At 72.4% G+C, this 23303-nt stretch carries 24 protein-coding genes; 11 read left to right on the top strand and 13 right to left on the bottom strand.

Annotated features, from left to right (window positions below):
- Positions 1-64 precede the first annotated feature (64 nt).
- Both OHS71_RS36165 and OHS71_RS36160 read left to right on the top strand, forming a co-directional pair.
- On the top strand, positions 65-1303 hold the full coding sequence (locus OHS71_RS36165; RefSeq protein WP_328483528.1) for an MFS transporter: 1239 nt from the start codon (positions 65-67) through the stop codon (positions 1301-1303).
- A gap of 49 nt (positions 1304-1352) precedes the next feature.
- Entirely contained in the window at positions 1353-2099 is a 747-nt protein-coding gene (locus tag OHS71_RS36160; protein ID WP_328483527.1) for a maleylpyruvate isomerase family mycothiol-dependent enzyme, read from the top strand.
- Positions 2100-2112: 13 nt separating this feature from the next.
- Here the strand turns inward: OHS71_RS36160 and OHS71_RS36155 are convergent, their stop codons facing one another.
- Entirely contained in the window at positions 2113-2520 is a 408-nt protein-coding gene (locus OHS71_RS36155) for a MarR family winged helix-turn-helix transcriptional regulator (RefSeq protein ID WP_328483526.1), read from the bottom strand.
- A gap of 86 nt (positions 2521-2606) precedes the next feature.
- On the opposite strand from OHS71_RS36155, the gene OHS71_RS36150 reads away from it, so the two are divergent.
- Together OHS71_RS36150 and OHS71_RS36145 are read left to right on the top strand one after the other, a co-directional pair.
- Complete coding sequence (locus OHS71_RS36150) at positions 2607-4097, top strand: MFS transporter (RefSeq protein ID WP_328483525.1); 1491 nt, start codon at positions 2607-2609, stop codon at positions 4095-4097.
- A gap of 260 nt (positions 4098-4357) precedes the next feature.
- The gene (locus tag OHS71_RS36145; protein WP_328483524.1) at positions 4358-4642 is read left to right on the top strand and encodes a DUF6332 family protein; all 285 of its coding nucleotides are present in this window, start codon (positions 4358-4360) and stop codon (positions 4640-4642) included.
- Here OHS71_RS36145 and OHS71_RS36140 read toward each other — a convergent pair.
- The 3 genes from OHS71_RS36140 to OHS71_RS36130 form a co-directional block, all read right to left on the bottom strand.
- Positions 4603-5268 carry a response regulator transcription factor gene (locus OHS71_RS36140; RefSeq protein WP_328483523.1) on the bottom strand — a complete coding sequence of 222 codons (666 nt, stop codon included), beginning with the start codon at positions 5266-5268 and terminating at the stop codon, positions 4603-4605. The genes OHS71_RS36145 and OHS71_RS36140 overlap by 40 nt on opposite strands.
- 32 nt (positions 5269-5300) lie before the next feature.
- Positions 5301-6554 carry a histidine kinase gene (locus OHS71_RS36135; protein WP_328483522.1) on the bottom strand — a complete coding sequence of 418 codons (1254 nt, stop codon included), beginning with the start codon at positions 6552-6554 and terminating at the stop codon, positions 5301-5303.
- Between the two features lie 398 nt (positions 6555-6952).
- Positions 6953-7657: a TetR/AcrR family transcriptional regulator gene (locus tag OHS71_RS36130; RefSeq protein ID WP_328483521.1), complete on the bottom strand. Its 705-nt coding sequence runs from the start codon at positions 7655-7657 to the stop codon at positions 6953-6955.
- Positions 7658-7810: 153 nt separating this feature from the next.
- Here OHS71_RS36130 and OHS71_RS36125 point away from each other — a divergent pair, with 153 nt between their 5' ends.
- The gene (locus OHS71_RS36125; protein ID WP_328483520.1) at positions 7811-8266 is read left to right on the top strand and encodes a nitroreductase family deazaflavin-dependent oxidoreductase; all 456 of its coding nucleotides are present in this window, start codon (positions 7811-7813) and stop codon (positions 8264-8266) included.
- A 33-nt stretch (positions 8267-8299) separates the two neighbouring features.
- On the opposite strand, the gene OHS71_RS36120 is transcribed toward OHS71_RS36125, so the two are convergent.
- Entirely contained in the window at positions 8300-9607 is a 1308-nt protein-coding gene (locus tag OHS71_RS36120; protein ID WP_328483519.1) for a geranylgeranyl reductase family protein, read from the bottom strand.
- A 193-nt stretch (positions 9608-9800) separates the two neighbouring features.
- Between OHS71_RS36120 and OHS71_RS36115 the strand changes: the two genes are divergently transcribed.
- Positions 9801-11156: a dipeptidase gene (locus tag OHS71_RS36115; RefSeq protein WP_328483518.1), complete on the top strand. Its 1356-nt coding sequence runs from the start codon at positions 9801-9803 to the stop codon at positions 11154-11156.
- A 418-nt stretch (positions 11157-11574) separates the two neighbouring features.
- Here the strand turns inward: OHS71_RS36115 and OHS71_RS36110 are convergent, their stop codons facing one another.
- The 3 genes from OHS71_RS36110 to OHS71_RS36100 all read right to left on the bottom strand — a co-directional run bounded on the left by OHS71_RS36110 (position 11575) and on the right by OHS71_RS36100 (position 14282).
- Positions 11575-12618 carry an NUDIX hydrolase gene (locus OHS71_RS36110; protein ID WP_328483517.1) on the bottom strand — a complete coding sequence of 348 codons (1044 nt, stop codon included), beginning with the start codon at positions 12616-12618 and terminating at the stop codon, positions 11575-11577.
- A 150-nt stretch (positions 12619-12768) separates the two neighbouring features.
- A complete protein-coding gene (locus OHS71_RS36105; protein ID WP_328483516.1) occupies positions 12769-12963 on the bottom strand; it encodes a hypothetical protein in 195 nt (64 codons plus the stop codon).
- Positions 12964-13310: 347 nt separating this feature from the next.
- Positions 13311-14282: an ROK family protein gene (locus OHS71_RS36100; protein WP_328483515.1), complete on the bottom strand. Its 972-nt coding sequence runs from the start codon at positions 14280-14282 to the stop codon at positions 13311-13313.
- A 233-nt stretch (positions 14283-14515) separates the two neighbouring features.
- Between OHS71_RS36100 and OHS71_RS36095 the strand changes: the two genes are divergently transcribed.
- From OHS71_RS36095 to OHS71_RS36085, 3 genes are all read left to right on the top strand, one after another.
- Positions 14516-15553, top strand: coding sequence for a LacI family DNA-binding transcriptional regulator (locus OHS71_RS36095; protein ID WP_328483514.1), 1038 nt, complete (start codon positions 14516-14518; stop codon positions 15551-15553).
- A 7-nt stretch (positions 15554-15560) separates the two neighbouring features.
- Positions 15561-16298 (top strand): hypothetical protein, encoded by a 738-nt coding sequence (locus OHS71_RS36090; protein WP_328483513.1) that lies wholly within the window; start codon positions 15561-15563, stop codon positions 16296-16298.
- An 86-nt stretch (positions 16299-16384) separates the two neighbouring features.
- Positions 16385-16774: a VOC family protein gene (locus tag OHS71_RS36085; RefSeq protein ID WP_328483512.1), complete on the top strand. Its 390-nt coding sequence runs from the start codon at positions 16385-16387 to the stop codon at positions 16772-16774.
- Between the two features lie 320 nt (positions 16775-17094).
- Here the strand turns inward: OHS71_RS36085 and OHS71_RS36080 are convergent, their stop codons facing one another.
- Entirely contained in the window at positions 17095-18384 is a 1290-nt protein-coding gene (locus OHS71_RS36080; RefSeq protein WP_328483511.1) for a DUF6986 family protein, read from the bottom strand.
- 182 nt (positions 18385-18566) lie between these two features.
- On the opposite strand from OHS71_RS36080, the gene OHS71_RS36075 reads away from it, so the two are divergent.
- A complete protein-coding gene (locus OHS71_RS36075; protein ID WP_328483510.1) occupies positions 18567-19490 on the top strand; it encodes an endonuclease/exonuclease/phosphatase family protein in 924 nt (307 codons plus the stop codon).
- Between the two features lie 64 nt (positions 19491-19554).
- Here OHS71_RS36075 and OHS71_RS36070 read toward each other — a convergent pair whose 3' ends face one another.
- From OHS71_RS36070 to OHS71_RS36055, 4 genes are all read right to left on the bottom strand, one after another.
- Positions 19555-20517 (bottom strand): electron transfer flavoprotein subunit alpha/FixB family protein, encoded by a 963-nt coding sequence (locus OHS71_RS36070; protein ID WP_328483509.1) that lies wholly within the window; start codon positions 20515-20517, stop codon positions 19555-19557.
- Between the two features lie 50 nt (positions 20518-20567).
- Entirely contained in the window at positions 20568-21356 is a 789-nt protein-coding gene (locus OHS71_RS36065; protein ID WP_328483508.1) for an electron transfer flavoprotein subunit beta/FixA family protein, read from the bottom strand.
- Positions 21357-21573: 217 nt separating this feature from the next.
- Complete coding sequence (locus tag OHS71_RS36060; RefSeq protein WP_328483507.1) at positions 21574-22083, bottom strand: flavin reductase family protein; 510 nt, start codon at positions 22081-22083, stop codon at positions 21574-21576.
- A gap of 208 nt (positions 22084-22291) precedes the next feature.
- Positions 22292-22705, bottom strand: coding sequence for a TlpA family protein disulfide reductase (locus OHS71_RS36055; protein ID WP_328483506.1), 414 nt, complete (start codon positions 22703-22705; stop codon positions 22292-22294).
- A gap of 75 nt (positions 22706-22780) precedes the next feature.
- Here OHS71_RS36055 and OHS71_RS36050 point away from each other — a divergent pair, with 75 nt between their 5' ends.
- Positions 22781-23209, top strand: coding sequence for a DUF4395 domain-containing protein (locus tag OHS71_RS36050; RefSeq protein WP_328483505.1), 429 nt, complete (start codon positions 22781-22783; stop codon positions 23207-23209).
- Positions 23210-23303 lie beyond the last annotated feature (94 nt).

The following is a 23303-nucleotide window of genomic DNA, read 5'->3' as shown; positions in this document are numbered from 1 at the left end:
CGGACGGCGACCACCGCTTCGGGCCCCCCTTGTTGAACCCTGGGCGACCCCCTAGCCTCGTTTTGTGCCGCAAATAAACAAAGCCCGCACGCGTGACGCGGCGCCCAGCGACGGCAACGACCTCGCCCGGCTCCGGATCGCCCTGACCACGTTCTTCGCCCTCGACGGCTTCGTCTTCGCCGGATGGGTCGTCCGGATCCCCGCCATCAAGGAACAGACCGGCGCCTCCTCCAGCACCCTCGGTCTCGCGCTCCTCGGCGTCTCCGCGGGCGCGGTGATCACGATGATGGTCACCGGTCGCCTGTGCAACCGTTACGGCAGCCACCCGGTCACCGTGGTCTGCGCCGTGCTGCTCTCCCTCAGCGTCACGCTTCCCCCGCTCACCCACTCCGCCGCCGCGCTCGGCGCCGTCCTGCTGCTGTTCGGCGCGGCCTACGGCGGGATCAACGTCGCCTTCAACAGCGCCGCCGTCGATCTGGTCGCCGCGCTGCGCAGGCCGGTCATGCCCACCTTCCATGCCGCGTTCAGCATGGGCGGCATGATCGGCGCCGGTCTCGGCGGGCTGGTCGCGGGGTCGCTGTCCCCCACACGCCATCTGCTGGGCCTCGGCGTCATCGGGCTGCTCGTCACCACGCTCACGGCGCCCACGCTCCTCCGGCAGGAGCCGCCGCGGCCACCCGCGGCCCCCGGGTCCGGGTCCGGGTCCGGGTCCGACGGTCCGGGGTCCGCGGGATCGACTCCGGACCGCCCGACGCCCCGCACCCGCCGTCTCGTCGTCGTCTTCGGTCTGATCGCCCTCTGCACCGCCTACGGCGAAGGGGCGCTCGCCGACTGGGGCGCCCTGCACCTGCGACAGGACCTGGGTTCCTCCGCCGGGGCCGCCGCGGTCGGGTACTCGTGTTTCGCGCTCGCCATGACGATCGGCCGGCTCACCGGCACCACCCTGCTCGAACGGCTCGGCCGCACCCGTACCGTGGTGACCGGAGGGGTCGTCGCGGCGGCCGGGATGCTGCTCGGCTCGCTCGCCCCGGCCCTGTGGGCGGCGCTCCTGGGCTACGCGATCGCAGGGCTCGGCCTGGCCAACCTCTTTCCCGTCGCCGTCGAACGCGCGGGCGCGCTGGCCGGCCCGAGCGGGGTCGCCGTCGCCTCGACGCTCGGTTACGGCGGCATGCTGCTGGGCCCGCCCGCCATCGGGTTCATGGCCGACTGGTTCTCCCTGTCCGCCGCCCTCACCAGTGTGGCCGCGCTCGCAGCGGTGGCCGCTGCGATCGGCTTCGCCACGCGACGGGCGACGGCCGGCTGAACACCGTCGTCCCTGCCCTCGACCGCACTCCATCGGGCACACTCCCCCCATGGAGACTGCCGAGTTCATCCACGTCCTGGACCGGGAGGGCAGGTCGCTGGCCGCCGCGGCGGCCCAAGCGGGCCCCGACGCGAAGGTGCCGACCTGCCCGGACTGGCAGGTCATGGACCTGTTGCGGCACACGGGGGCGGTGCACCGCTGGGCGACCTCGTTCGTGGCCGAGGGCAACCCGTCGTTCCGTCCCTTCGACGAGGCGCCGGACCTCGTCGGCGACGCGCTGCTGGACTGGTTCCGCGAGGGGCATCGGCGGCTCGTCGGCACCCTGTCCGACGCCCCGTCCGACGTACAGTGCTGGCACTTCCTGCCCGCGCCGTCACCGCTGGCGTTCTGGGCCAGGCGACAGGCGCACGAGACGGCCGTGCACCGTGTGGACGCGGAGTCGGCCCGCGGCCGCGCACCCGAGGAGATCGCCGGGGACTTCAGTGCCGGCTTCGCGGCGGACGGCATCGACGAACTGCTGCGCGGGTTCCACGCGCGTGCCAAGAGCCGGGTGCGCACCGCGGAGCCCCGGCTCCTGCGGGTGCGGGCGACGGACACGGCCGACGCGGTGTGGACCGTACGCCTGTCGTCCGAGCCGCCCGTGACGGAGCGCAACTCCGAGGGCGAGGCCGACTGCGAGGTGTCCGGGCCCGCGGCGCTGATGTACCTGGCGCTGTGGAACCGCTCGCCGCTGCCCGCCGTGACCGGGGACGACACGCTGGCGACGCTGTGGCGGGAACAGTCCGCCGTGGGCTGACGAGCCGCGTGGGTCAGTCCGTCAGCATCCGGCTCAACACCGCGCGCTGCACCGGCCGTACGTCGCCGTGCAGCGCGCGCCCCTTGCCCGTGAGCGCGACCCGGACGCCTCTGCGGTCCTCCGCGCACATGCCGCGCTCGACGAGGCCGTCCTTCTCCAGACGGGCGACGAGGCGGGACAGCGCGCTCTGACTGAGGTGGACGCGTTCGGCGATCTCCTGGACGCGGTAACTGCACGAGCCGTCGGGCGCGGGCGACTCCGCGAGGACGTCGAGCACCTCGAAGTCACTGCCGCACAACCCGTGCCGGTGCAGCGCCCGGTCGAGTTCGCACTGGGTCCGCGCGTGCAGCGCCAGCATGTCCCGCCACTGCTCCACGAGTGCCTCCTCGGCCCCCGTCCCGCCACTCTCCGCCGCCGCCATGGGGCGCACCGTAGCAGAGAAGACGTTTCGTTGCATCAGAATTAAATGTGTTTGCATTCAATGCATGCGCATGTAGTGTCTCCGGCATGACCTCTCCGCTCCCCTCCCCCGCGTCCCCCCTCCCCGAGGGCCGCTGGACCTCCCGGCTGTGGGGCACCCTGCTGGTGCTGTGCGCCGCGATGTTCCTGGACGCGCTGGACGTGTCGATGGTCGGCGTCGCCCTGCCGTCCATCGGCTCGGACCTCGGCCTCACCACCTCGACCCTGCAATGGATCGTCAGCGGCTACATCCTGGGCTACGGCGGGCTGCTCCTCCTCGGCGGCCGCGCGGCCGACCTGCTCGGCCGCCGCCGGGTCTTCCTGATCGCCCTCGGCGTCTTCGCGCTGGCCTCGCTGCTCGGCGGGCTGGTCGACTCGGGACCGCTGCTGATCGCGAGCCGGTTCATCAAGGGCCTGAGCGCGGCCTTCACGGCCCCGGCCGGCCTGTCCATCATCACCACGACGTTCCCGCAGGGCCCGCTGCGCAACCGGGCCCTGTCCATCTACACCACCTGCGCCGCCACCGGCTTCTCCATGGGCCTGGTCCTCTCCGGCCTGCTCACGGAGGCGAGTTGGCGCCTCACCATGCTGCTGCCCGCCCCGATCGCCCTGATCGCGCTGGTGGCCGGTCTCAAACTCCTGCCGCTCAGCGAGCGCGAGAAGGACCACAACGGTTACGACGTGCCCGGCGCCGTCCTCGGCACCGCGTCGATGCTGCTGCTGGTCTTCACCGTGGTCCAGGCTCCGGAGTCCGGCTGGACGTCCGCGCGCACGCTGCTGTCGTTCCTCGCCGTCGCCGTCCTGCTGACCGCCTTCGTCCTCGTAGAACGCCGCTCGGCCGGCCCGCTGATCCGACTCGGCGTCCTGCGCTCCGGCAGCCAGATCCGCGCCCAGCTCGGCGCTATGGCCTTCTTCGGCTCGTACGTCGGCTTCCAGTTCCTGGCCACCCTGTACATGCAGACGCTGCTCGACTGGTCGGCGCTGCACACGGCACTCGCCTTCCTGCCGGCCGGTGCGCTGGTGGCGGTGTCCTCGACCAAGATGGGTGCGATCGTGGACCGCTTCGGCACCCCCAGGCTGATCGCGGCCGGCTTCGCCTTCATGGTCGCCGGATACGCACTGTTCCTCCGGGTCGATCTCGACCCGGTGTACGCGGCGGTGATCCTGCCGACCATGCTGCTGATCGGGGCGGCCTGCGCACTGGTCTTCCCCTCGCTCAACATCCAGGCCACCAACGGGGTGGCCGACCATGAGCAGGGCATGGTCTCGGGGCTGCTCAACACCTCGGTGCAGGTCGGCGGGGCGATCTTCCTCGCGGTGGTGACGGCGGTGGTGACCGCGGGCGCCCCGGCCGACCCCACCCCTCAGGCCGTCCTCGACAGCTACCGGCCCGGGCTCGCGGTGGTGACGCTCATCGCCGCCGCGGGTCTGCTCATCACCCTCCCCGGACTGCGCACCCGACAGGCCCGGGAGTCGGTCGTCGTGGCCAGGTCCACCATGGCGGAGGCGGACGCGGAGCCCGTGGGCGCCCGCGACTAGTGCCGCGGCGGGCAACGTTTGCCCGTCAAGGAGCGGCGTCCGGTGCGTGCTCTCGGCGTGCCGGCCGGAAGTCCTCGTACTGGACGTACCTGGGCTTTCGGCCGGTGCGGCGAGAGTGCGTGCCGGGCGTCGCGACGGGGCGAACGTTGCCTGTCGCGGCACTAGGACCTGTCCCGACGGACAGGCCCTGGGGGGATCGCCTCCAGGTGCGCCCGGCGGGGCGGTTGCCCCGCCGGGCGCACACCTGTGAGACTCGCCGTATGAGCGGGTACGGGGGCCGGCGCACACAGACCGAGCGGGACATCATCACCGTCGAGATCGGATACGCGCTGTTCAGTGCGGCGTTCGCGGCCGCGGTGGTGTACGGGGCGGTCGCCGGTCCGGCGCTGCTGTTCCACCTGCCCGGCCTTGCGGAGAAGTCGCTGCTGCGGGCGGGCACGGCGCTCGCTCCGGTGGTCTTCGCGGCCCGGGTGATCTCCGTACTCGTCCGCCTGCGGACCGGCGCTCAGCCCAGCCAGCCCGGCCGGACCAGCCCCGACTCGTAGGCCAGGACGACCAGTTGGGCTCGGTCCCGGGCGCCCAGCTTGACCATCGTGCGGCTCACATGGGTCTTGGCGGTGAGCGGGCTGACCACCAGCCTGCGGGCGATCTCCTCGTTGGAGAGGCCGATCCCGACCAACGCCATCACCTCGCGCTCGCGCTCGGTGAGCCGGGTCAGCGCGTCGGCCGCCGCGGGCTCCTTGGAGCGGGCGGCGAACTCCGCGATGAGCCGGCGGGTGACCCCCGGCGACAGAAGCGCGTCACCCGCCACCACCGCCCGTACCGCACGCAGGAGTTCCTCCGGTTCGGTGTCCTTGACCAGGAAGCCGGAGGCACCCGAGCGGATCGCTTCGAAGACGTACTCGTCCAGTTCGAAGGTCGTGAGCATGATGACCTTGACCCGGGCGAGCGCCCCGTCGCCGGTGATCCGGCGGGTGGCGGCCAGGCCGTCGAGGAGTGGCATGCGGATGTCCATCAGGACGACGTCGGGCCGCAGTTCGCGCACCGCGAGCACCGCGTCCTCGCCGTCGGCGGACTCGGCCGCCACCTCGATGTCCGGCTGCGCGTCCAGCAGCGCCCGGAATCCCGCCCGCACCAACGACTGGTCGTCGGCGAGCAGCACACGGATCACCGGTCCTCCCCCGTTCACCCTCACTCCCTCGTTCACCGGTCCTCCCCGGCCCTCGCGGGCAGGACGGCGAGCACCCGGAAGCCGCCGTCGGGGCGCGGACCCGCCTCGATCGTGCCACCCAGCGCCGCGGCCCGCTCCCGCATCCCGGCGAGGCCGTTGCCGCTGCCGCCCGCGTCGGCACCGGTCGCCGGTCCCTCGTCGTCGATCCGCAGCCGTAGCGTGCCGCCGCCCTGATCGAGCCGCACACGCGCGTGGCGCGAACCCGAGTGACGTACGACGTTGGTGAGGGCCTCCTGGACGATACGGAAGGCGGCGAGATCCGTATGGGGCGACAACCGGGGCGTACGACCCGTCACCTCGACCGTCAGGCCCGCGTGCGCCGCCTGTTCCACCAGCTCGGGCAGCCGGTCGAGGCCGGGTGCGGGGGTGCGCGGCGCGTCCCCCGGGGTGCGGAGGCTTTCGAGGACCTGGCGTACCTCGCCCAGCGCTTCCTTGCTGGCCGACTTGATGGTGGTGAGCGCCGTGCGCGCCTGTTCCGGGTCGGAGTCGAGGAGCGCGAGGCCCACGCCCGACTGCACATTGATCACCGAGAGGCTGTGCGCGAGGACGTCGTGCAGTTCGCGGGCGATCCGCAGACGCTCCTCGTCGGCACGCCGCCGGGCGACCTGGGCACGCTCCGCCCGCTCACGGGCCCACTGTTCACGCCGGACCCGGGCCAGCTCGGCGGCCGCCACGATCGCGGCGGCCCATCCCGCGACGACGATCTCCTGCGCGTAGGAGGCGGGCTCGTCGCCAGTGGGCGGGAGCCATCGGTACAGCCAGTGCGCGACCAGCAGATGGACGGCCCACAGCAGGCCCAGGGCCGTCCAGGCGGCCCGCCGGTGCCCGGCGACGACGGCGGTGAAACAGGCCACGGCCACGGTCAGGAAGACCGGTCCGTACGGGTAGCCGGCGCCCAGGTAGAGAGCCGCGGCGGACGCCGTGCCGAACACGACGGCCACCGGGTGGCGCTGCCGCCACAGCAGCAGCCCCGAGGCGACCACCAGCAGCACGCGCGCGAGGACGTCGAGCCGGGCACGCTCACCCTCCTGCACATGGGCGGCGAAGTTCGAGCCGGCGAGGACGAAGGCGGTGACCAGAAGGGTGGAAGGCCAGGGCAAGCGCGCGTCACGGGCCTGCATGCCGCTCCCGCCCTCCCGGAGCTCCCGGCGGCGCGGCCAGGACGGCGGCCCGTTCCGCCACCACCGCCCCGGGCCGCCGCGCCCGTGCGTCCGCTGTTCGTCCATGTCCGCCACGCTAGACGCAGCCGGCCGCGCCGGACGTCCGCCGGACGAGGTGATCAGCCGTACTCCCCGGGAAGTACGCGCGGCCACCGGAGCCGTCGGATACCGCCGCGAGCCGTGAACTCCTCGGACACCTCCCTCCGCCTCGGCGGGCGGGCCGACCCGTACCTGCACCCGCCGGGGCCGACGGCAGGGGCCTGCCCGGCGCCGCCCACCAGGACCTGTCCGGCGGCCGACCCCGACGGTCCCTGCCGGGCGGCGGCGACCGGTGCGGGGCCGGGCGGTGCGGGACCTACCGGCGCGGAGCCGAACGGCGCAGGGTCGCCGGCGCAGGACCGACCGACCAGGGGCCGACCGATCCGGGGCCCACGGCAGTGGTGAGCGGTCCGAAGCCGGTCGGCTCAGCCGGATGTGTCCTGACGGAGCCCCACGGCGTGGGCGAGGCGCGCGACCGCGTACCGGAAGAACGGTGCCCGTTCGTCGACGACACCGCCGTTGAACTGCCCGAACAGCTCGAACCCGACGAGTCCGTACAGCTGGGCCCACGCCGCCACGAGTGCCGCGACGACCCCCGGCGGGAGGTCGGGGGCGAGGCCGGCAGCCATCCGGACCGCCTCGGGGACCAGCTCGTCCGTCAGAAGCGGCACGTCCAGCCTGTGTCCCTCATGCGCGTCCCGCACGATGCCGATGAGGAGCAGGCCGACGCGGGCCGCGGCCGGCACGGTCGTCTGGGGGGCGCTGTAGCCGGGCACGGGTGTGCCGTAGATCAGCGCGTACTCCTGCGGGTGCGCCAGCGCCCAGCCGCGCACCGCCTCGCCGACCGCCACCCAGCGCTCGACGGGAGCGCCGTCGGCGACGGCCGCGTGCGCCTCTTCCGCGGCCTCGCCGAGGGAGTCGTAGGCGTCGATGATGAGTGCGGTGAGCAGATCGTCACGGCTCGGGAAGTAGCGGTACAGCGCGGAGGAGACCATGCCGAGTTCCCGGGCCACGGCACGCAACGAGAGCTTGGTCGGACCCTCGGACGCGAGCTGTCTGCGGGCCTCCTCCTTGATGGCGGCAGTGACTTCGATCCTGGCGCGGGCTCGGGCCCCTCGGACGCTGCTCATACGGACAGCATCCCACGAAAGCAGAGCACCGCCCACATTGGAGAGCAGTGGACAAATAAGAGAGCGCCGCTCTTGCTTTGGAGCGGCAGGCTCGGGCAGACTCAAGGCGAGCGAGAGCAGTGCTCACACTTTCCGCTTCAGGAGGCAGCAGTCATGTCCACCCACGTGCAGAAGCCCGGCTGGTTCACCGTCAACGTTTTCAACCGTGCCGTGGCGTGGCTGACCCGCCGGGGTCTGAGCGTATGGGGGTCGCGGGTCCTGGCGGTCCGCGGCCGCAAGAGCGGTGAGTGGCGGACCACCCCGGTGAACCTGCTCACCGTGGACGGGCAGCAGTACCTGATCGCGCCGCGCGGTCACGTCCAGTGGACGCACAACATGCGGGCGGCGGGCGGTGGTGAGCTTCGCCTCGGCAAGAACGTGGAGGAGTTCACGGCGACCGAGGTCGCCGACGACGACAAGACGCCGTTGCTGCGCGCCTACCTCAAGCGCTGGAAGGCCGAGGTCGGTGTCTTCTTCAACGGGGTGGGCCCCGACTCTCCCGATGCCGAGATGCGCCGTATCGCCCCTGACCACCCGGTGTTCCGGATCACCGTCATGAACCGACGGTGATCCGCCCCCGGCGGCATCCGCGGGTCCCGCCGGTCAGGTACCGCTCTTGCCGCCTTCCTGCGCCACCGGCGCGGACTCCCGCTCCGCCTGCTCCGCCTGGTCCGCCTCCTCCTGCCGCCGGTCCAGCGCGGTCAGCGCGCGCTGGGCCATCGGGTGGGAGCGAACGAGTTCGCCGAGCGTCGTCCGGCCGCGGGTGATGTCGGTGAACGCCCGCCAGACCGGGCGCAGACCGGTGAGGCCGGCGTGGAACAGCCCGGGACGGCGCTCGAACAGGGCGAGCAGCCGCTTGCCGACGCTCATCTCCACCCCGAGGCCGGCTTTGATCGCGAAGGCGTAGTTGAGGGCCTGCCGGCGGGCGTCCACCGCGTCGTGCGCCTCACCGATACGGACCGCCCACTCGCCCGCGAGCCGCCCCGACCGCAGCGCGAAGGAGATGCCCTCGCGGGTCCAGGGCTCCAGCAGCCCCGCCGCGTCGCCGCAGACCAGGACCCGGCCGCGCGACAGCGGGGAGTCGTCCGCCCGGCAGCGGGTCAGATGACCGGAGGAGATGCTCGGCTCGAACCCGGCGAGGCCGAGCCGCCCGATGAAGTCCTCCAGGTAGCGCTTGGTGGCGGCGCCCTCGCCGCGGGCCGAGATCACGCCGACCGTCAGCGTGTCCCCCTTGGGGAACACCCAGCCGTAGCTGCCGGGCATGGGGCCCCAGTCGATGAGGACGCGGCCCTTCCAGTCCTCTGCGACCGTCTCCGGCACCGGGATCTCCGCCTCCAGACCGAGATCCACCTGGTCGAGCTTCACGCCGACATGAGCTCCTATGCGGCTCGCGCTGCCGTCCGCACCGACCACCGCGCGGGCCAGCAGCGTCTCGCCGCCCTGGAGGACGACCGCGACGGTGCGCCGGTCCGGCACCGCCGAGCCGTGCTGCTCGACCCGCTGCACGGCGACTCCCGTGCGCAGCTCGGCGCCCGCCTTCTGGGCGTGCTCGACGAGCTGCTGGTCGAACTCGGGCCGGTTGATCAGCCCGAACAGCATCTGGCGGGAGCGACGGGTGCGGGTGAAGCGGCCGTTGTTCGAGAACGTCACCGCGTGCACCCGGTCGCGGAAGGGCAGCTCGAAGCCGGGTGGCAGCGCGTCGCGGGAAGGGCCGATGATGCCGCCGCCGCACGTCTTGTAGCGGGGCAGCTCCGCCTTCTCGAGCAACAGCACCCGCCGCCCCGTGACAGCCGCCGCGTAAGCGGCCGAGGCCCCTGCGGGGCCCGCGCCGACCACGACGACGTCCCATACCTGCCGCGCGTCGTCCGCCGAAGAGTTCTCGTCGTCCGCCGGAGAGTTCTCGCTGCTCACGATGGTCTACTGCTCCTGATCAAGCCGCTTGCCGCACCTGTCCCCCGCATCCTACGGCGGAGATCGCCACGGTCCGCCGTGGGAGGATCGGCGGCGTGGGCGCCCCACATCCCGGCAGGCGCGTACGCTCGCACGGTCACCCGTACGGACCAGTACACACCAGTACAACGTCGCACCCACAAGGAGCGTGCCCATGTCGTCGAATCCGGTCGCAGAGACCGTCGCCTCGCTGCTGCCCAGGGCACGGGCGGAGCTCACCGAACTGGTGGCCTTCAAGTCGGTGGCGGACTTCGACCAGTTTCCCCGGAGCGAGAGCGAGGCCGCCGCGAACTGGATCGCGGACGCGCTGCGCGCCGAGGGCTTCCAGGACGTGGCCCTGTTCGACACGCCGGACGGCACCCAGTCGGTGTACGGCTGTCTGCCGGGCCCGGTCGGCGCCAGGACGGTGCTGCTCTACGCCCACTACGACGTGCAGCCGCCGCTGGACGAGTCCGCCTGGACCACCCCTCCCTTCGAACTGACCGAGCGCGACGGCCGCTGGTACGGCCGCGGCAGCGCCGACTGCAAGGGCGGCGTGATCATGCACCTGCTCGCGCTGCGCGCGCTCAAGGCGAACGGCGGTGTCCCCGTCACCGTGAAGGTGATCGTGGAGGGCTCCGAGGAGCAGGGAACGGGCGGGCTGGAGCGGTACGCGGAGCAGCACCCCGACCTGCTGACGGCCGACACCATCGTCATCGGCGACGCGGGCAACTTCCGGGTGGGTCTGCCGACGGTGACCTCCACCCTGCGCGGTATGACCATGATGCGGGTGCGGATCGACACCCTCGAGGGCAATCTGCACTCGGGCCAGTTCGGCGGGGCCGCGCCGGACGCGCTGGGCGCGCTGATCCGCGTACTGGACTCGCTGCGCGCCGAGGACGGCTCCACCACCGTCGACGGCCTCACCGACGACACGCGCTGGGAAGGCCTCCAATACGAGGAGTCGCAGTTCCGCCGGGACGCCAAGGTCCTGGCCGGCGTCGAACTGATCGGTTCCGGCACGGTCGCCGACCGCATCTGGGCCCGCCCCGCGGTCACCGTGCTGGGGATCGACTGCCCGCCGGTCGTCGGCGCCACCCCGTCCGTGCAAGCCGGCGCCCGTGCCCTGATCAGCCTGCGGGTGCCGCCGGGCGTGGACGCGGCCGAGGCGACGAAGCTGTTGCAGGCCCACCTGGAGGCCCACACGCCGTGGGGTGCGCGCGTCAGCACCGAGCAGATCGGCCAGGGCCAGGCGTTCAGCGCCGACACCACCAGCCCGGCGTACGCGGCGATGGCCGACGCGATGTCGGTCGCGTACCCCGGTCAGGAGATGCAGTACGCGGGGCAGGGTGGCTCGATCCCCCTGTGCAACACCCTGGCCGAGCTCTACCCGCAGGCGGAGATCCTGCTCATCGGCCTGAGCGAGCCGGAGGCCCAGATCCACGCGGTCGACGAGAGCGTGTCCCCCGAGGAGCTGGAGCGGCTGTCGGTGGCGGAGGCCCTGTTCCTGCGCAACTACGCGGCCGGCTGAGCCGCTCGGCCGTCGGCAGAGGGCCTCGCCCCGGCGGGGCGGGGCCCTCCGTGCGGTCGCCCGCCGTAGGTGATCGAAGGCGGGTGGAGCGGCCCGGCGGTCATGCCGGTCGGTCGGTCGGTCGGTCAGAGGGCGTTGGGCAGCGGGTCGGCGGTCATGCCGGTCGGCATCGTCGCACGCCCTACCTGCTCAGGGCCTCGCAGCATCCGATCCGGCCCCGCCCTTGCCGCACACGACGGGCTGTCCACCGCCATACGTCACCGATCACCACAGTTCATGGCCGTTCATGGTGTTCATGACTGTTCACGGCTGTTCATGGCTGTTCCTCGATGCTTTCCGCCGCACCGCCCCTCGACGGCGCGGTGCCGCAGGGCGTCGCCCCCTCGGCCGTCGCCGTATCACCCGTTGGGCGGGCCGTTCACTCGGTGGGGACTCCTGCCTCCAGATACAGCGCGGCCCCGCGCTCGCGGGCGCGCAGCGCCCAGCGCAGGCGCTCGCGGCGGACCGGTGGCAGGAGGGCGGCGGCCTCCTCCTCCGTGACGAACCGCCAGGCCCTCAACTCCGGACCGGGCAGCAGCAGGCCGGCCACGGCCGCCGCGTCGAGGCGGCCGCCGTCGAACAGGAGGCGCAGTCCGCCGTAGGCGGGCGGGACCGGCCGTTCCCAGTCGACGACCAGCAGCCGGGGCAGCTGGTCCAGCCGGATCCCGGTCTCCTCCTCGACCTCGCGCAGTCCCGCGCGGGCGGGAGCCTCGCCGGGCTCCACCACCCCTCCGGGAAACTCCCAGCCGGGCTTGTACGTCGGGTCCACCAGCAGGACCCGGTCCAGCTCGTCGAAGAGGAGCACCCCGGCCGCCACCGTCTCGGCGGTGGGCTCGGGGGTCTGCACGATCTCGCAGGCGGCCACGGTGCCGCTGCCGACGGCTTCGGCGACCCGCTGGGCCGTCTCCCGCGGGGTGAGGGCCCCGTTGTCGACGGGGTGGGCGTCGGCGGTGAGCCAGGAGGAGAGGGCGGCACGGTACGGCTCGATGTGGTCGTACGACCACTGACGGATCCGTATCTCGCCGTCGGGGAGGTCCGAAGGGATCTCCCGGTCGGCTATTCGCTTGCGCAGGATCGTTTCCGCCGGAGCGAGGAGGACATGCCGGACGGGGATCCGGCGGGCGGCGAGACCACCGAAGATCTCGTCGCGGTACTCCTGGCGCAGCAGGGTCATGGGGACGACGAGGGTGCCGCCCAGTTCGGCGAGGAGCGCGGCCGCCGTGTCGATCACGAGCCGTCGCCAGATCGGCAGGTCCTGGAAGTCGCCGACCTCGGCGAGACGTTTGGGCGGCAGCAGGTGCGGGAGTGCCGCGCCGACGGTCTCGGGGTCGAAGAGCGTGCTGTTCGGGATCAGGTCGATCAGTTCCCGTGCGGTGGTGGTCTTCCCCGCACCGAACGCGCCGTTGATCCAGACGACGGTCACGGTTCCCCCTCTTCTGTTGGCCCCCTGAGGCTTGCCCGCTCCACCCTGCCACGGAAACCAGTTCGCGTTGAGGGCGCACGAAGGCCGGGGCGCCGGCACCCCTCGCGGTGGGGTGCCGGCGCCCCGGCTCGGCGGTCCGTGCCCGGTCGGTCAGCCGTTCTGCCCCAGGGCGTTCTCGTCGACGTCCAGGCTGTCACTGGCGATGGTGTGGTCCAGTGTGCTGAGGGTGTCGCCCACGTTCAGTCCGTCGAGGTCCTCACCGGCCAGACCGTGCGACGGGGAGATCGCCGCGACGACGAATCCGGTGGCGAGGGAGGCGATGGCGAGCATGCTGCGCTTCTTCATACGCGGATCAACGGCGACGACGGGCTCGGGGTCACGCGTATCGGGGTGATCGGCCCGCACGATCGGCCGACCGGAGGTCACCGCCCCACGATCGGCCCGCCCCCGGTCACCGCCACCCTCCCGGCCGCGAGCGAGGCACCGGCACCACCGGCCCACGTGGGCGTCAGCGCCGGCGGCTGGGACCGGGACCGGGACCGGAAGCCTGCGCCGGGCACCGCCGGTACGCCCCCTTCAGTGCCGAAACGTTCCTTCGGGACAAGCGCACCGGCGTCCGGCGCCTCTGTGTCAGACCCCCTGCGCCCGGCACCTGTGTCCGACCGTGCGCAGACCCCGGCAACAGCCCCTGGTCAGACCCCCGCCGCCGCGGCCCCCGCCCTGGCCGCCGCGCCGGTGCTCGCGGCCAGCGCCGCCGCGGCCGCTCCCACCAGTCCCGCGTCCGTGCCCATCTGCGCGGGTGTCACGGTCAGGCGCTGGACGAAGGAGAGGGTCGCGTAGTCGCGGAGCGCACGGCGCAGGGGTGCGAAGAGCACCTCGCCCGCCTTGCCCACTCCCCCGCCGATCACCGCGATGTCGATCTCGACGAGGGTCGCGGTGGCCGCGATACCGGCGGCCAGGGCCTGGGCGGCCCGTTCGAAGGAGGCCACCGCGACCGGGTCGCCCGCACGGGCCGCGGCGGCCACCGAGGCCGCCGAGGTGTCGCCGTCGGGGCCGGGCAGCCAGCCGCTCGCCAGGGCCCGGCGGGCGATGTTGGGACCACTGGCGATGCGTTCCACACAGCCGCGGCCACCGCACGGACACGGATCGCCGTCGAGTTCGACGCTGATGTGGCCGATGTGCCCCGCGTTGCCGGTGGGGCCCGGGTGCAGCCGGCCGCCGAGGACCAGGCCGCCGCCGACGCCGGTGGAGACCACCATGCACAGGGCGTTGTCGTGACCGCGGGCGGCGCCCTGCCAGTGTTCGGCCGCGGTGATGGCCACGCCGTCGCCGATGAGCTCGACCGGAAGGTTCCCGGTCGCCGCCCGGACCCGGTCGACCAGCGGATAGTCGCGCCAGCCGGGCACGTTCACCGGGCTGACCGTGCCGGCCGAGGCGTCCACGGGGCCCGCGCTGCCGATACCGACGGCATGCACGCGACCCCACAGCGGTGACGCGGTCAGCTCCGCCAGCGTCTCCTCCACCGCCCGCATCACGGTGTCGCCGTTCTCCTGTGCGGGCGTGGGGCGCTGCGCGCGGGCCAGGATCGTGCCGTCGCCGCCCACCAGCGCTCCGGCGATCTTGGTGCCGCCGATGTCGAGCGCGGCCACGAGGTCGGTGTGCATCAGTCTGGGTTCTCCCGCTCCACCATGGAAAAGGGCCGACCGGTCCAGCGGTGGGGGCGCGGGCCGGAGATTGCGGTGGACAGTGTCTCCCGCATCTGACAACGTTGTCCAGGCTCTATGCTCGACGCCACATCCTCATACAACCCCTGGGACCCACGCATCTCCGTGTGCACCATGTCACGGACGACGTGCTTGGCCGACCTCCCGTGGACGACAGGACAGGACACCGCATCGTGCCCGAGACGCAGCGCCGGCCCGACAGCCGCTACGGCAACCGTCCCACCATGAAGGACGTCGCCGCTCGCGCCGGAGTGGGCCTGAAGACGGTCTCGCGGGTGGTGAACGGCGAGCCGGGCGTCACTCCCGAGACGGAGCGCCGGGTCCAGGAGGCCATCGACGCGCTCGGCTTCCGCCGCAACGACAGTGCCCGGGTACTGCGCAAGGGCCGCACGGCCAGCATCGGCCTGGTCCTGGAGGACCTCGCCGACCCCTTCTACGGACCGCTCAGCCGCGCCGTGGAGGAGGTCGCCCGGGCCCACGGGGCACTGCTGATCAACGGCTCGAGCGCCGAGGACCCGGACCGGGAGCAGGAGTTGGCGCTCGCCCTGTGTGCGCGCCGGGTGGACGGTCTGGTGGTGATCCCGGCCGGTGACGACCACCGTTACCTGGAACCCGAGATGAAGGCGGGCGTCGCCACGGTGTTCGTGGACCGGCCGGCCGGCCGGATCGACGCCGACTGCGTCCTGTCGGACAACTTCGGCGGCGCCCACGAGGGCGTGAGCCACCTCGTGGCGCACGGACACCGCCGGATCGGCTTCATCGGCGACATGCCCCGCATCCACACCGCCGCCGAGCGCCTGCGCGGCTACCGCACGGCGATGGAGGACGCGAACATACCGGTCGAGGACGCCTGGATGTCGCTGGGCGCCACCGACCCCCTGCGGGTGCGGCGCGCGGCCGAGGAGATGCTGTCCGGGTCCGCCCCGGTCACGGCGATCTTCTCGGGCAACAACCGGGTGACGGTCACCGTGATCCGGGTGCTCGCCGAGCAGAGCCGTCAGGTCGCCCTGGTGGCCTTCGACGACCTCGAGCTCGCCGACCTGCTCCAGCCGGGGGTCACCGTGATCGCCCAGGACGCGGCCACGCTCGGCCGTACCGCCGCCGAGCGCCTGTTCGCACAGCTGGACGGCACGCTGATCACGCCGGAGCGCATCGAACTGCCGACCCGGCTCGTCGAACGCGGCTCGGGCGAGCTGCCGCCGGCCGGCTGAGTCCCCCATGGCGGCCCGTGACGAACACCGCACGCTCGAGGCGCTGGGTCTGGCCGACGCACCGCGCGACCACCCGCTGTCCTATCCCGGCTCCTGGCCGGCGGGCTCGGTACTGCTCGACGGCGACGAGCTGTTGCCGCTGGACCGGCTGACGCATCCCGGCCGCACTCCGGTCGTGGCTGTCGGCTCCAACGCCAACCCCGCCCAACTGCGTTACAAGATGGGCGAGTTCGGGATCGTCTCCTCCGTCCCGATGGTGAGGGCCCGGGTGACGGGCATCGAGATCGGCGTCTCGGCGCATGTCAGCCGTGCCGGATACCTGTCCGCGTCGCCCGTGCAAGCTCCCGCCGTCACGCGGGAGTTGTTCGTCATCTGGCTGGACGCGGAGCAGCTCGCCGCGATCGACGCGACGGAGCCGAACTACGACCGGGTCCTGCTGCCCCAGCCCGGCTTCCGGGTCGAGCAGGAGGGCGGCGAGACCCTCCTCGAAGTTTTCGCATATGTGAACCACCATGGCGTTCTGCGCGACGGAGACGGCCTGCCTCGCAGCCATCCCGGGCAGCGCGCCCTGATCACGGAACTTCTTGCTCGGTCAGCGGCGTTGCGTCGACTGTTCGGGGCGAGCCCGGAGGAGTTCTGCGCCCGCGCCCGGGCCGACGCGCGGCTCTGCGAGCAAGGCACCCGACTGTTCGCCGAAGAGAATTTGGTGACCGCGTCCGGTCTGGAACACCTGCACGTCGGTTAGGGTGATCCCACGGCATCGCGTGCCGGTCACCGGCTGGGTGAGGCATGGAGGCGCCCGTGAGTTTGCCTTACGGAGGCATTCCACACATGTCAGTCGAGCTGAACCACACCATCATCCACTCCCTTGACAACCGGGAGTCCGCCGAGTTCCTCGCCCACATCCTGGGACTCGAAGTCGGGGCCGAGTGGGGCCCGTTCGTCCCGGTGGCCACCAGCAACGGGGTCACTCTGGACTTCGCGGCCATCCCGGCGGAGTCGATCGTCATGCAGCACTACGCGTTCCTCGTCTCGGACGAGGAGTTCGACGCGGCCTTCGACCGGATCGAACGGGCCCGCATCACGTACTTCGCCGATCCGCACGGCAGGCAGCCCGGTGAGATCAACCATCACCACGGCGGTCGGGGCGTGTACTTCATGGATCCCGCCGGGCACGGCATGGAGATCATCACGCGCCCGTACGAGACCCCGCAGCAGTAGTCGACGCAGGTCGGGGGCGGTGGGGCAGGGGTGCGCGGTCGTGTCCGGCGGTTGCCGGTCCTCGGCGAGGATCCCTGCCCCCTCGGGCCGACGCCTCATCGGCCGAGGAGTCCGGCACCGGGCGCGGCGCGGGGGAAGCGGGAAAGCCGGGGACCGGGCGCCGGAGGGAGCCCCGGAGCGAAGGGCCGCCGGAAGGGAGCCCCCGCCGGAGGGAAGCCCCGCGGGAGGGAAGCCTTCTTGGAGGAAGGCCGCCGGAAGGCAGTCCCACACCGAAAAGAGGGCCCCCGAGGCCCGTGGCGCGCGTTACTGCGCGGCGGCCGTCAGATCCCTCGGCGGGGTCCCGCGAAGCCCTCCAGGGCCGGCCGGGTGAGCCCGGTGGCGTCGGTCACCTCGGCGAGGTCGAGAGCGCCGCAGTCCAGACCGCGCAGCAGATAGCCGCTGAGGGCCTTGGCGGTCGCCGGCTCGTCCATGACGTCGCCGATGGCCCGGCCGGCATAGCGCGCGAGCCGGTCGGCGGCCCGGGCGAGGCCCTCCCGGTAGAAGGCGAAGACGGCCGCGTAGCGGGTGGGCAGGTGACCGGGGTGCATGTCCCAGCCCTGGTAGTAGGCGCGGGACAGGGCGCGGCGGGTGAGGCCGTAGTGCAGCCGCCAGGCGTCGTGGACCTGCTCGGTCGGGCCGACCGGGAGGACGTTGGTGGAGCCGTCCGAGACGCGTACGCCGGTGCCCGCGGCCGCGACCTGCATGACCGCCTTGGCATGGTCGGCGGCGGGGTGGTCGCTCGCCTGGTGGGCGGCGGAGACGCCGAGGCAGGCGCTGTAGTCGAAGGTGCCGTAGTGCAGGCCGGTGGCACGGCCCTCGGCCGCCTGGATCATGCGGGCGACGGTCGCGGTTCCGTCGGTGCCGAGGATCGCCTGGCTGGTCTCGATCTGGATCTCGAAGCCGAGCCGCCCGGGCGGGAGCCCCCGCGCCTTCTCGAAGGCCTCCAGGAGCCGGACCATGGCGCTCACCTGCTCGGGGTACGTCACCTTCGGGAGGGTGAGGAGCAGGCCTTCGGGGAGGCCGCCGGCCTCCATCAGGCCGGTGAGGAAGACGTCGAGGGTGCGGATGCCCCGGTCGCGCACCGCGGCCTCCATGCACTTCATCCGGATGCCCATGTACGGGGCGGCGGTGCCCTTCGTGTACGCCTGCGCGATCAGCCGGGCCGCCCGGGCGGCCGTCTCGTCCTCCTCCGCGTCCGGGCGGGGGCCGTAGCCGTCCTCGAAGTCGACGCGGAGGTCTTCGATCGGCTCGCGCTCGAGCTTGGCCCGCACGCGCGCGTACACGGGCTCGGCGAGGTCGGCGGACAGGCCGAGGCAGGCGGCGAAGGACGCCGCGTCGGGGGCGTGCTCGTCCAGGGCGGCCAGGGCCCTGTCGCCCCAGGAGCGGATCGTGCCCGCGTCGAAGGCGTCGCCGGGCACGTAGACGGTGTGGACGGGCTGGCGCGTGCCCGGGTCGCCGGGGTAGCGGCGGGCGAGTTCGGCGTCGACCGGGGCGAGGGAGGCGCTGATCTCTTCGCTGACGGCGCCCGCGAGGCTGGTCGCGACCGTCGTCTCCTGCTGGCCCTGGCCCATTCCACACCCTCCATTTTTCCGCTGTACGGAATCAACAATCCGTAGAGCGAAGTTATCCGTGCGGCTTCCGGCAGGTCAACACCCTGTCCACGGCGTGGTCCCTGCGTTCACCGCCGCACCCGTGCCCTCTTCCGTCCGGGGGTCCACACCTTCATCCTGGCTCACGAGGCGAAGGGGAACACATGACGGGCAGCAGTGGGTCCACCCGGCGGGCGGGGCTGAGAACCATGGTGGCCGCCGTCGCCGCCGTCCCCCTGCTCGGCACGGTGGGGGCTTCGGCCGCTCGGCACGAGAGCCGGACGCAGGGGACACTCCTGCCGGCGCCGGCGCCCCCGCTGGAGGTCATGACGTTCAACCTCCGCTTCGCGTCCGCCAAGAAGCCCAACAGCTGGGCGCAGCGCCGGCCGGTGATGCGCGCCCTGCTGCGCCGGGCGGCCCCACACGTCATCGGCACCCAGGAGGGCCGGCCGCAGCAGCTGCGGGACATCGAGGCGGACCTCGGACCGCACTACGACTGGATCGGCACCAGCCGCGCCGTGGGCGACGACGAGGCGATGGCCGTCTTCTACGACACGCGGCGGCTCGTCCCGGCCGGCTACGAGCACTTCTGGCTCTCCGACACGCCACAAGTGCGCGGTTCCAACACCTGGGGCGGGGGACACCCGCGCATGGTGACCTGGGTGCGATTCCGTGATCTGCGGGCGGCGGGGCGACAGTTCCGGGTCCTCAACACCCATCTCGACAACGCGAGCGAGTACGCGCGCGTGCGCGGCGCCGCCCTGATCGCCGCGCGGATCGCCCGGTTCGACCCTTCGCTGCCGCTGGTGGTGACCGGCGACTTCAACACCACGGCGCAGGACGCTCCGGTCCACGACGCGCTGCTCGCCGCCGGCCTGGTGGACACCTGGGACACCGCACGCGTGCGCGGCGCGGCGTATGCCACCTTCCACGGGTACCGGCCGCTGGTCCCGGACGGGGAACGGATCGACTGGATCCTGGCGACACCCGGGGTCACGGTCCACCGGGAGTGGACCGACCCCTTCGCTGTCGGCGGCCAGTACCCGAGCGATCACCTGCCGGTGCAGGCGTCCCTGAGCCTGGGATGAGGCGAGGCCCCCGTGACCTGCGCGGTCACGGGGGCCTCGGCTCGTCCGGGCGACTTCCGGGTGATCAGCCCTTGCGGGTGTTGATCTCCTCGGTGAGCTGGGGCACGACGTCGAACAGGTCGCCGACGACCCCGTAGTCGACGAGGTCGAAGATCGGGGCCTCGGCGTCCTTGTTGACGGCCACGATGGTCTTCGAGGTCTGCATGCCGGCGCGGTGCTGGATGGCGCCGGAGATGCCGTTGGCGATGTAGAGCTGCGGCGAGACGGACTTGCCGGTCTGGCCCACCTGGTTGGTGTGCGGGTACCAGCCGGCGTCCACGGCGGCGCGGGAGGCGCCCACGGCCGCGCCGAGGGAGTCGGCGAGGGACTCGATGAGGGCGAAGTTCTCGGCGCCGTTGACGCCGCGGCCGCCGGAGACCACGATCGCGGCCTCGGTCAGCTCCGGGCGGCCGGTCGACTCACGCGGGGTGCGGCCGGTGACCTTGGTGCCGGTGGCCTGGGCGGAGAAGGTCACCGCGAGGGACTCGACGGCGCCGGCGGCCGGGGCGGCCTCGACGGCGGCCGAGTTCGGCTTCACGGTGATGACGGGGGTGCCCTTGGAGACGCGGGACTTGGTGGTGAAGGACGCGGCGAACACCGACTGGGTGGCCACCGGACCCTCGTCGCCGGCCTCGAGGTCGGTGGCGTCGGTGATGATGCCGGAGCCGATGCGCAGCGCGAGGCGGGCGGCGATCTCCTTGCCCTCGGCGGAGGACGGCACCAGGACGGCGGCCGGGGAGACCGACTCGACGGCGGCCTGGAGGGCGTCGACCTTCGGTACGACCAGGTAGTCGGCGTACTCGGAAGCGTCGTGGGTCAGCACCTTCACGGCGCCGTGCTCGGCCAGCGCGGCGGCGGTGTTCTCGGCGCCCGCGCCGAGGGCGACGGCGACGGGCTCGCCGATGCGGCGGGCCAGCGTCAGCAGCTCGAGGGTGGGCTTGCGGACGGCGCCGTCCACGTGGTCGACGAAGACGAGGACTTCAGCCATGGGATTGCTCTCCTGCGAAACGAAGTTGAGGGGCGGTCGGCGAAGGGCCTTTAGATGAACTTCTGGCCCGCGAGGAACTCGGCGAGCTGCTTGCCGCCCTCGCCCTCGTCCTTGACGATCGTGCCCGCGGTGCGAGCGGGACGCTCGGTGGCGCTGTCGACCGCGGTCCAGGCGCCCTCCAGGCCGACCTCCTCGGCCTCCAGGTCCAGGTCGGAGAGGTCCCAGGACTCGACCGGCTTCTTCTTGGCCGCCATGATGCCCTTGAACGAGGGGTAACGCGCCTCGCCGGACTGGTCGGTGACCGACACCACGGCCGGCAGGGAGGCCTCGAGCTGCTCGGAGGCGGCGTCGCCGTCCCGGCGGCCCTTGACGGTGCCGTCCTCGACGGACACCTCGGAGAGCAGGGTGACCTGCGGGACGCCCAGACGCTCGGCCAGCAGGGCCGGGACGACGCCCATGGTGCCGTCGGTGGAGGCCAGGCCGGAGATGACCAGGTCGTAGCCGGCCTTCTCGATCGCCTTGGCCAGCACCAGGGAGGTGCCGATGGCGTCGGTGCCGTGCAGGTCGTCGTCCTCGACGTGGATCGCCTTGTCGGCGCCCATGGACAGCGCCTTGCGGAGCGCGTCCTTGGCGTCCTCGGGGCCCACCGTCAGGACGGTGATCTCCACGTCGTCGTCGGAACCCTCGGAGATCTGCAGCGCCTGCTCGACCGCGTACTCGTCGAGCTCCGAGAGCAGACCGTCCACGTCGTCACGGTCGACGGTCAGGTCATCGGCGAAGTGCCGGTCGCCAGTGGCGTCGGGCACGTACTTCACAGTGACAACGATCCTCAAGCTCACGCCGGCTCTCCTACTGCATCGTCAGTTCTCGGCTGCCTTCTTCCAGGCAGCATAGGCGCCACAAGCGGCCGATCCCGGTCGGGGCGGGCCGCGCTCCGACCGAAATATTACTCGTCAGTACACCCAGTTCGTTCCCGCTGAGCAAGCGCTTTGAACTGTGACCTTTGCAACGCAGCGTAATCGGAATCCGACGACTCCGCAGGACAGTCGGGGGTGATCAATCCCGCAGAGCGGTGAAGCGCCCCTGGTGGTAGAGCAACGGCCGCCCGGCGCCCTCCGGGTCCCCGAGGACCACCTCCGCCAGCACGATGCGGTGGTCCCCCGCCGGAACCCGGGCGACGACCCGGCACACCAGCCACGCCAGCACGTCGTCCAGGACGGGGACGCCCTTCGGGCCCTCACGCCAGGCGGTGGGAGCGCCGAAGCGGTCGGCACCGCTCCTGGCGAAGGTGGCGGCCAGCTCCTGCTGGTGCTCGCCGAGTATGTGCACGCCCACGTGCGTGGCCCGGGACAGCGCCGGCCAGCTGGAGGCGCCGGTGCCGATGCCGAAGGAGACCATCGGCGGCTCCGCGGAGACGGAGCTGAGCGAAGTGGCGGTGAAGCCGACCGGGCCGCCGTCGCCGGGGGCGGTGATCACGGCGACCCCCGCCGCGTGCCGCCGGAAGACGGAGCGCAGCAGGTCGGGGGAGGCCAGGTGCGGGGAGCCGAGGCCGGGCGTGGCCGTCATGGAGTGGTCCTTCTGCGGGAGGGGACGAGCCGGTCCTTGGGTGCTCAACGGACCGGACAGCGCGCGCTCGCGGTACGGACCAGGTCGACGGGGACCCGTCCGTGGCGAAGGAGTTCCTCAGGCATACGGTCAGGCTGACGATAGGTGGCGCGCACAGTCAAGTACGTTCCGGCATCTGGGAGATGCCTCACCGCCCCCCGGCGGCGGATCACACGGCCTCCCCCAGGGCGGCGATGACGTCCGCCTTGCTGGGCTGGCCGGTGGCGCGCCGGACGACGCGGCCGTCGGCGTCGAGCACCAGGACGGTCGGGGTCTTGAGGATGTCGAGATCGCGGACGAGGTCCAGGTGCGCCTCGGCGTCGATCTCGATGTGGGCGACGCCGGGGACCACGCCGGCCACCTCGCCGAGGACCCTGCGGGTCGCCCGGCAGGGCGCGCAGAAGGCGCTGGAGAACTGTACGAGCGTGGCCCGTTCGCCGAGTTCGCCGCCGAGCCGGTCCGCTCCGAGCCGTTTGCCGTCGTCGCGCCCGCGCACCCGTATCCTCCCGCTCCGCCGCCGTTGCAGCACTCCGTAGGCGCTCGCCGCCACGAGCACCGCCGCACACACCACCAGTCCGGTCATCAGACGCTCCAGCGTTCACGAGACTGCAAAGATTCCCGCCCCCAGGAATCGTTTCCGATGCGGAATGCTTGATTCATGGACATCGATGTGAGGGGCCCGCGCTTCGGGGCCGCCGTGACGACCTTGGTGCTCGCGGTCGTACTGATCACCGGCAGCGCCTGGCTGCTGGCGTGGCAGACGCTGGCGTTCGCGCTCGGCGCGGCGGGCGGGGTGGGACGGTCGCCGTACGGCTGGGTGTTCCGCAGGGCCGTACGGCCGTGGATCGGTCCGCCCACCGGGTTCGAGGCGCCTCAGCCGCCGCGGTTCGCGCAGGTGGTGGGCCTGGTGTTCGCGGGGGTCGGCCTCGTCGGCCTCGCACTGGGTCCCGGCTGGCTGGGCCTCGCGGCGACCGGGGCCGCGCTGGCGGCCGCGTTCCTCAATGCCGCTTTCGGGTACTGCCTCGGATGCGAGATGTACCTGCTGGTACGCCGGGTCGCGGGTGCGCGCGAAGTAAAGACGACTTAAAAGCCCGAGGTGGATCAAGGGGGTTGAAGTGACGAGTATCTCGCCGTTCCCGGGCACGAGGGCTGGCTCCCCGGTCGTTCTTCGGGCACGATCT

It is taken from the genome of Streptomyces sp. NBC_00377 (assembly GCF_036075115.1).
Classification (GTDB): Bacteria; Actinomycetota; Actinomycetes; order Streptomycetales; family Streptomycetaceae; genus Streptomyces.
The sequence above is the reverse complement of the archived record's forward strand: the minus strand, read 5'-3'. Positions and strand labels throughout refer to the sequence as shown.

Excerpts from the sequence above, each read along its gene's own strand:
- OHS71_RS36090 (WP_328483513.1), top strand. The coding sequence starts at position 15,561 with ATGGCGGCCCGTGACGAACACCGCACGCTCGAGGCGCTGGGTCTGGCC.
- OHS71_RS36155 (WP_328483526.1), bottom strand. The coding sequence starts at position 2,520 with ATGGCGGCGGCGGAGAGTGGCGGGACGGGGGCCGAGGAGGCACTCGTG.
- OHS71_RS36105 (WP_328483516.1), bottom strand. The coding sequence starts at position 12,963 with ATGAAGAAGCGCAGCATGCTCGCCATCGCCTCCCTCGCCACCGGATTC.
- OHS71_RS36145 (WP_328483524.1), top strand. The coding sequence starts at position 4,358 with ATGAGCGGGTACGGGGGCCGGCGCACACAGACCGAGCGGGACATCATC.
- OHS71_RS36070 (WP_328483509.1), bottom strand. The coding sequence starts at position 20,517 with ATGGCTGAAGTCCTCGTCTTCGTCGACCACGTGGACGGCGCCGTCCGC.
- OHS71_RS36125 (WP_328483520.1), top strand. The coding sequence starts at position 7,811 with ATGTCCACCCACGTGCAGAAGCCCGGCTGGTTCACCGTCAACGTTTTC.
- OHS71_RS36080 (WP_328483511.1), bottom strand. The coding sequence starts at position 18,384 with ATGGGCCAGGGCCAGCAGGAGACGACGGTCGCGACCAGCCTCGCGGGC.
- OHS71_RS36150 (WP_328483525.1), top strand. The coding sequence starts at position 2,607 with ATGACCTCTCCGCTCCCCTCCCCCGCGTCCCCCCTCCCCGAGGGCCGC.
- OHS71_RS36160 (WP_328483527.1), top strand. The coding sequence starts at position 1,353 with ATGGAGACTGCCGAGTTCATCCACGTCCTGGACCGGGAGGGCAGGTCG.
- OHS71_RS36115 (WP_328483518.1), top strand. The coding sequence starts at position 9,801 with ATGTCGTCGAATCCGGTCGCAGAGACCGTCGCCTCGCTGCTGCCCAGG.
- OHS71_RS36050 (WP_328483505.1), top strand. The coding sequence starts at position 22,781 with ATGGACATCGATGTGAGGGGCCCGCGCTTCGGGGCCGCCGTGACGACC.
- OHS71_RS36100 (WP_328483515.1), bottom strand. The coding sequence starts at position 14,282 with ATGCACACCGACCTCGTGGCCGCGCTCGACATCGGCGGCACCAAGATC.
- OHS71_RS36060 (WP_328483507.1), bottom strand. The coding sequence starts at position 22,083 with ATGACGGCCACGCCCGGCCTCGGCTCCCCGCACCTGGCCTCCCCCGAC.
- OHS71_RS36130 (WP_328483521.1), bottom strand. The coding sequence starts at position 7,657 with ATGAGCAGCGTCCGAGGGGCCCGAGCCCGCGCCAGGATCGAAGTCACT.
- OHS71_RS36055 (WP_328483506.1), bottom strand. The coding sequence starts at position 22,705 with ATGACCGGACTGGTGGTGTGTGCGGCGGTGCTCGTGGCGGCGAGCGCC.
- OHS71_RS36085 (WP_328483512.1), top strand. The coding sequence starts at position 16,385 with ATGTCAGTCGAGCTGAACCACACCATCATCCACTCCCTTGACAACCGG.
- OHS71_RS36135 (WP_328483522.1), bottom strand. The coding sequence starts at position 6,554 with ATGGACGAACAGCGGACGCACGGGCGCGGCGGCCCGGGGCGGTGGTGG.
- OHS71_RS36075 (WP_328483510.1), top strand. The coding sequence starts at position 18,567 with ATGACGGGCAGCAGTGGGTCCACCCGGCGGGCGGGGCTGAGAACCATG.